Genomic DNA, 6,816 nt, shown 5'->3' on the forward strand with positions numbered 1-6,816 from the left:
CCGGATGCGTGCCGCACACCGGGCCATCCCGTGGATTCGTGTCACCGGAAATGTCTAGGCTTCGACCATGGTTGCTAGCTACGGCGACGACGACAAGGACTGAGGAGCCCATGGATCTCACGGTGATGGCGGTACACGCCCACCCCGATGACGAGGTGCTTGGCACCGGCGGAGCGTTGGCCCGCTACGCCGCTGAGGGGGTGCGCACCGTCCTGGTGACCTGCACCGACGGTCGCCAGGGAGACGGGCCGAACGGCGTGAAACCGGGCGAGGCGGGCCACGACGGCGACCAGGTGGCTCTGCTGCGGGAAAGCGAGCTCGACACCTCGGCCAAGGCGCTGGGGATCGCCCACGTGGAACGGCTGGGCTACCACGACTCCGGTATGGATGGCTGGGACACCAACCACCATCCGGAAGCCTTCGCGAACGTTGCCGTCGCGGTGGCTGCGGAACGGCTGGCCGAGCTGGTTCGGCACTACCAGCCTCAGGTGGTCATCACCTACGACGCCAACGGCGGCTACGGGCATCCGGACCACATCCAAGCGCACCGGATCACCCACGCGGCCACGGCAGCGACCGGCATCCCGCGCAAGCTGTACCACAGTGTGCTGCGACGCAGCGTCATGGACGAGCTGGCGGCCTACGTCGTCGAGGGAAACGAGGACACTGACGGGGAGGACATCTCCGAGGACGACGATATGGGGGTTACGGACGAGGAGGTGACCGCGCTGCTGGACGTCACCGACCACGTTCCCGCGAAGCGCACCGCGCTGGAGGCCCACGCCAGCCAGGGCGACAGTGCCTTCTTGCTCGGCCTACCCGAATCTCTTCAGCACCGCCTGTTCGCCGAGGAGGCCTACCAGCTCCAGTCCAGCACGGTGCCCACTCCCGACCGGGAGGATGACCTGCTGACCGGGCTCCGGTAGCGCACGGCCCCGACGTTACGGCGTCGTGGCCGGCCGAGAGGCTCCCGAACCTGGCCAGGGCTCCGGAACTCGGGGGTGGGGCACCGGTGATGCCCGGCAGGCCCACGGTGGAATCCCTATCGTGCTCTTGGCCCCGTCGGTGTGTCCACCCCGACGACGACCCCTCCGGGCGAGCCCGGGGCGGATGGGTGTCCCCCGGGTGGGTGGCGCGGGTCCGCATGTCGCGTGCTGGGTGGGTCCGGGGCAGCTGTCCCGCGCTGTGGCTGCTGCGAGTCCCCGCTCCCCCTGTCCCGTGCGGCCATCGTGCGGCCCGTCCGCGGGGCGATGCACCTCCCACTCCTGGCGTCGAGGCGTCGGGGGTTCCCCTCCCCGCCACGCAGCCGGGCACAACCGGCTGGGGTTCGTCAACACTCCCAAGGGCGACAGAACTGATCATCCAGAGTGTGTTGCACGCCACATTTACTACTCAGTAATATCTCGGCAACGCGCTCCGATGCAGGGCACAGCCCGGCAAGGCGCCGCATTGGCCATCCCCGCTGCCTTGATCCCCCACCACCCCCAGGAGCCCAGATGCCTCGCCTCCCGCTCTACACGTGTGCAGTCACCGCAGCTGCCCTACTCCTCCCTCTCGCGGCGGCCCCCGCTGCCCAAGCCCAGGACCCCGACCCCGTGGTGTTCGTCCACGGCTTCCTCGGAAAAGGCGATCAGTGGTCCGCCATGATCGAGGAGTTCGAGGATCGGGGGCATCCCGAGGAGCGTCTGCACACCTTCGAGTACGACTCGCTGCGCTCCAACATGACCATCGCCAGCCAGCTGTCCAACTTCGTGGACGACATCCTGGCGGACACGGATGCCTCCCAGGTGGATATGGTGACCCACTCCATGGGCGGCCTCTCCTCCCGCTGGTACCTCAAGGAACTGGACGGCGCCGACAACGTGGGTGACTGGGTGTCGCTGGGTGGGCCGAACAACGGCACCTCCGTCGCCGGATACTGCTCCGTGCTCATCACCCCGTGTCAGGAGATGAAGGCAGGCTCAGATTTCCTCAACCAGCTCAACGCCGACGACCCCACCCCCGGCAACGTTGCCTACACAACCTTCCGGAGCCCCTGCGACCTCGTGATCAGCCCGGTAGACAGCACCGTGCTCGACGGGGCGGACAACCGGCAGACCAGCTGTCTGGGCCACATCGGGATGATGTCCGACGACGACGTGGTCACCGAGGTGTATGACACGGTCGCCGGCCGCTGATCCTCACCTCCCGGGGGCGTTCCACAATCAGGAACTGCACATTCCCCACCGCGAATCCGGGCCGGGAGACTGGATCCCGCCCCGGATTCCGGCCGCCCCCCCTCAACCTGCGACGGGACGGGCCAGCAGCCCTTCCAGGCGGTCCAGGGTCTCGCGCAGGTTGTCCTCGCCGGTGGCGGCACGGGCCTCGTCCAGGGAAAGCCACCGCACCGGGGCACCGGGCTTCTCCGGCCGGGCCGCCTCGGGCTGATCGGTGGCCAGAACGAACCGCAGGTCCGCGTGTTCGTGCGCAGGTTCGCGGTCACTGGCCGGAACCGGGACGACCACCGCATGCAGCAACGCGCTGTCCGGCCAGGCCACCAGGTCCGGCAGTGCGGTCTCCTCAACGCCCTCGCGGAGAGCGACCTCCAGCGGCCGGGTCTCGCCCGGGTCCGCATGCCCACCCACCTGGAGCCAGGCCCCCTGCCCCTCGTGCCAGCGCAGCAACACCCGCTGGGTGGGAGGATGCACGATCAGCGCGGATCCGGTGAAGTGGAACAGCGTGTCACGGTCCCAGGGATCCCCGGTCTCCAGCAGGGGCCGCATGCGTTCCAGGTCTGCGTTCTCGTCCGGGGTACGTCCCATGTATCCGGCCAGGGTCTCGGTGAGAGACGGGGCCATCCCCGTGCCTGGCTCTGATGTCATGCTTGCCCGCTCCATGATCCGTGTACTCCCCGCAACCGTCCGCTCAGACTAGATACCGCCACACCGCCCAGCAACCGGATTCCTGGCGCCCCGCGGCCCACACGTACGGACGATACTGGGGTCCGGCTCCCCCGGGCTCGTGTGCTTCGCACCGAGACTAGTCCGCACCGGCATCCGTGAGCGGGACGGCCTCAGCGGTCCTCGCTGTCCACCTCCGGTGGACCCGCGGTCTCTGCACCGGCCCCGGGCTCCGCGTGCTTCTGCACCTCGGTGAACAGGGGGAGGCGGTATCCAGATTGCGCATCAGCAGGTCCATTGTCATCAGGGCGATGCCCCGCTCCGGATCACCGAGGACTAGGAGCTTATCCCCGGTATCGATGCCAAGATCCCGCCTGGCCTGCGCGGGAATGACGATCTGGCCCCGCTCGCTGACCGTGACCGCCCCGTAGAAGCCGCATTCACCATCGCACTGTTCCCACAGCTGGACAGCAGCTTCGGAGGCGATCCGGGGCCCTCGGCACGGCGGTGGCCCCGCGGCGAGCTTTATCAGCTGGATGGTGAACCTGCTGGTCATCGAGTGGTGGATCCAGTACCGACGCCAGGACAGGTCACATTGAGCGACAAGTTAATACCCCTATGATTCGGGGGCGTGCGCTCAACCAGAGCAGCGGGGAACACCACACTCGTGCCCGCGCATCGGAAACCACGTCCGAGCGCCACAGCGCGCCGGGGGCAGGGGATCACACCGCGTCAGGGACCTCGACGCAGGGCAATCAGACGATCACCTTGCGCACCATCATTACCCAAACACATACGCAACACCACCCAAGAACAAACCAGAAGCTAAGCCACGCTCTACGCGCCGACAGCAGCCGTTCCCGGGGCTGGGCAGGGCGGCTAGTTGGGGTGCGGCGAGGCTAAACACGGTGGGGGTTGTGATCCCTCCAGGGATGATCCGAGACACGGTGTTGGCAACCACCAGCACCGCGTGCCCTTCCCGTTGTGATCCCTCCAGGGATGATCCGAGACCTGCGTCGTGTGCCGCCGTCGGGGCAAGTGCATGCCGTTGTGATCCCTCCAGGGATGATCCGAGACCTGTGAGTAAAGTCGCAGGTCATCATACTGTTGAAGCACTCGCCGGGTGGGGATTTTGCAGCAGTCCGGTAGTAGTGCAACATCGCAGGTCAAACGGGGTGCCCGTATCGTCATCGGCTACAGCACCGAACCAGTGGAGCCCATGTTCTGGCCGATGGTCTCGGTGTGGACCATAGTCGGGCTTCTTGCCCCGCTGGATTTCCCGATAGACGGTCGAGGCGCTCTTGCCGATGGCCGCGGCGAGCTCCGTGACGGGCTGCTGCGCTTGGAGTCCGTCAGCGATGGCGATGCGGTCGTCCTGGGTGAGAAAACGCGGTGACACCGGGCCGGGGTCGGGAACGATCATGCTCCCAGCCTCTATGAACCAGTTCGAGCCGCAACTGGCGGATACCCCGACCTCCCGAGCCGCAGCGGCACCCTTCAAACCTTCACGCAGCAGCTCGAAGTACCGCTGTTTCACCACAATCGACATCTTGTTATGAGCCCATCGCGGCATCGAACACTCCTTCGACAGAGAGGTTCGCAACCACCGATAGAACTCACGTGGGGATGCCCGATGGTGGAGGCTCGTCGCCCGGTTGATCAGGTGGGGTGGAGTTCGTAGTGCAATTCGTAGCGGTGGCCGGCCTTGGCCATGACGGTAGCTTCGATGGGGCAGTCGTGGTCGGTGTAGAGCACCCGCAGTGTCCGCAACACGGGTAGGTCGCCGGGGAGGCGAAGCCGGGCGAAGGTTTCCTGGTCGGGTACGCGTGCGGAGACGCGGTCGCAGGTGCGGCGGGGTGGGTAGCCCAGCTCGGTGAGTAGGGCTGGCGCGCCGCCCTTGATGCGGCGGAACTCGGTGAGGGCTGTGCTGCGGGCGATCTCCAGCGGATAGTAGGCGTGGACGAGTTCGGCCGGCTCGTCATCCAGGGTGAGGAGCTGCGCTCGAAGCATGACGCGGGAGTGAGCGTCGAGCTGGAGTGCGGTGGCGACATCGGCTGGAGGCGTTGTTTCGGTGACGGTGAGCAGATGGCTGCGACCACGGCGTCCTTGTTGGGCGGCTTGGCTGACCCATGGGTGGGGGCCGGCTGGTGTGTCGCGGGTCAGATAGTCGGCGGGGCGGATCGTTTCCTGGCGGTGGGGGCGGACCTGGACGTTGGCGCCTGCCCGTCCCACCACGAGGCCCTCTGACTTCAGCTGCGCTAGGGCCTTCTGGATTGTGGCGTTGGCTGCGCCGAACCGGTGCGTGAGTTGTGTGGTGGACGGCAGGGCACTGCCCGGTGGCAGGGTTCCGGACAGGATCTCCTCCCGTAGGTCCGCTGCGATTCGGGCATGCAGGGGACGGGAGTCCGTGCCACCAGAGGGGATGTCTGTGTTCATGGGAGGGGCATTTCGTAGCGCAGGCGCTGGCGGTGTGCGGGCATGGTCATGAGGTCAGCCTGGATGGGTGTTCCGGTGACGTCCAGCGTGACTCGGACGAGGGTCAGTACCGGCTGAGTTTCTTCCAGGTCCAGCACGTCGCGCTCGCCAGTGTCGGGGAGGCGGGCGCTGACCTCTTCGCGGACGTGGCTGCCTACATAGCCCAGCTCATGAAGCAGGGCAATCGCTCCACCCCGAATTTTGGCGGATTCCGCGAGCGCGGTGTTGGCTGCGATCGACGCAGGATAGTAGGTGTCGGTGAGTTCGGTAGGCACGTCATCCAGGTAGATGATGCGGCGCCGGACCACCACGGTCTGGTCCTCCTCCATGTGCAGCAGTGGGGCCACCTGTGGCCCGGCACGTACCTCGCCCGCATGCACGATCCGTTGCGTACCCCGCCCGCCCCGCTGGGCGGCCTCGGTGGTCCAGGCGTCCGGTGCTCCCACCTCGGGGGGACGCACATAGGCCGCGGAGCTACTGACCCAAGATCCGGACGCCATTAGGTCCTCCAGTATCGACGTGATCCCGCGTAGGCAGTGCCGCCTTCCACGGTAGGCGAGCAGTGATCCATCCTCACAACAATATTGATGCTATTCGCGAATAGCAGTATAGTTCACGGATAGTCGCGGGCCATCACCGGCCCCAACGAAACAGCCCTGGCGAGTCGGTATAGGACTCCCAGGGCGTGATCACCAGCTGGATTGGAGCTGCTGACATGCCAAGACTAGGGCAAGTGTGGACATTCCTGTTCGAGCGATGCGCTGCCGCGCAGCGGCGATTGCAGTTGTTGAGGCCGGCATTGGCGTGTTCGTGGGCACCGGCTGCTACGGATGGCGTGCGGCCGGGGCGACGGAGAGCGCACCGGCAGCGTCATCGGACGATAGGGGCGGCCCGCGTGCGGCCCTATATCGAAGCAGTATCTCGCCAGCCAAACGCAGACTGGCGATCCGGTGAACCGGCGCGCACTCCGGTGTTGTTCTGGCGGTGTCCGGTTGAGGGGTGCGGGTGGTCGTCGGTGAATCCGGTGGATCATCCGTGTCCTTTTCCGCCGGAGGAGGCGCGGCCCTACGCCGCGAACCGCTGTACCTGTGGCGGAACCGAACCGGAGCCCGTCCCGGAGTCGGGTCATGAGCAAGCACCGCGGAAGTTGCCGAAGCGGGGTCCGGGTGAGCAGGGGCCTTCAGCGCCGGAGCCAGGTCCGACACCGCCGGCCGCCTGGTCCTCGCCCGCGGTGCGGAACCGGGCGGTGCTGAAGCGGGCGTTGGCGGGGCTACGGGATCTGGACCGAGCGCCGGTCGCGCCCCCGGAACCCGTGGCCGATCCGGAGCTGGTGGCAGTGCGCACTGCGCAGGCACGCCCGCTCCCATTGCCCGGTTCGCAGGCGGCTCCGGTTCCGGGGGTTAAGGCCGGTTTGTGGCCGGGATCGGTGGCGATTGTGTCGACGAAGGTCATCCCGGACGCG

7 protein-coding genes and 1 pseudogene are annotated in these 6,816 nt (G+C 66.9%); 3 read left to right on the forward strand and 5 right to left on the reverse strand.

Translation table 11 applies throughout. From position 1 onward, the window contains the following. Window positions 1–110 precede the first annotated feature (110 nt). Window positions 111–926: a PIG-L family deacetylase gene (locus tag RIF23_RS19175; RefSeq protein WP_310913985.1), complete on the forward strand. Its 816-nt coding sequence runs from the start codon at window positions 111–113 to the stop codon at window positions 924–926. 570 nt (window positions 927–1,496) lie between these two features. Beyond that, a complete protein-coding gene (locus RIF23_RS19180) occupies window positions 1,497–2,177 on the forward strand; it encodes an alpha/beta fold hydrolase (RefSeq protein ID WP_310913986.1) in 681 nt (226 codons plus the stop codon). Window positions 2,178–2,279: 102 nt separating this feature from the next. Here the strand turns inward: RIF23_RS19180 and RIF23_RS19185 are convergent, their stop codons facing one another. From RIF23_RS19185 to RIF23_RS19205, 5 genes and pseudogenes are all read right to left on the reverse strand, one after another. Next, window positions 2,280–2,861: an NUDIX hydrolase gene (locus RIF23_RS19185; protein ID WP_310913987.1), complete on the reverse strand. Its 582-nt coding sequence runs from the start codon at window positions 2,859–2,861 to the stop codon at window positions 2,280–2,282. Between the two features lie 157 nt (window positions 2,862–3,018). Further along, window positions 3,019–3,342, reverse strand: coding sequence for an AbrB/MazE/SpoVT family DNA-binding domain-containing protein (locus RIF23_RS19190; RefSeq protein ID WP_407659511.1), 324 nt, complete (start codon window positions 3,340–3,342; stop codon window positions 3,019–3,021). A gap of 789 nt (window positions 3,343–4,131) precedes the next feature. Next, window positions 4,132–4,452 (reverse strand): annotated as a pseudogene (locus RIF23_RS19195) (helix-turn-helix domain-containing protein); the annotation flags it as partial. An 86-nt stretch (window positions 4,453–4,538) separates the two neighbouring features. Next, a complete protein-coding gene (locus tag RIF23_RS19200; protein WP_310913989.1) occupies window positions 4,539–5,315 on the reverse strand; it encodes a GntR family transcriptional regulator in 777 nt (258 codons plus the stop codon). Next, window positions 5,312–5,854, reverse strand: coding sequence for a GntR family transcriptional regulator (locus tag RIF23_RS19205; RefSeq protein WP_310913990.1), 543 nt, complete (start codon window positions 5,852–5,854; stop codon window positions 5,312–5,314). The genes RIF23_RS19200 and RIF23_RS19205 overlap by 4 nt, the downstream gene beginning before the upstream one ends. A 746-nt stretch (window positions 5,855–6,600) precedes the next feature. Between RIF23_RS19205 and RIF23_RS19210 the strand changes: the two genes are divergently transcribed. Next, on the forward strand, window positions 6,601–6,816 hold a 216-nt coding region (locus tag RIF23_RS19210), incomplete at its 3' end, for a hypothetical protein (protein WP_310913992.1).

The sequence above is a fragment of the Lipingzhangella rawalii genome, from assembly GCF_031628175.1.
GTDB classification, from domain to species: Bacteria; Actinomycetota; Actinomycetes; order Streptosporangiales; family Streptosporangiaceae; genus Lipingzhangella_A; species Lipingzhangella_A rawalii.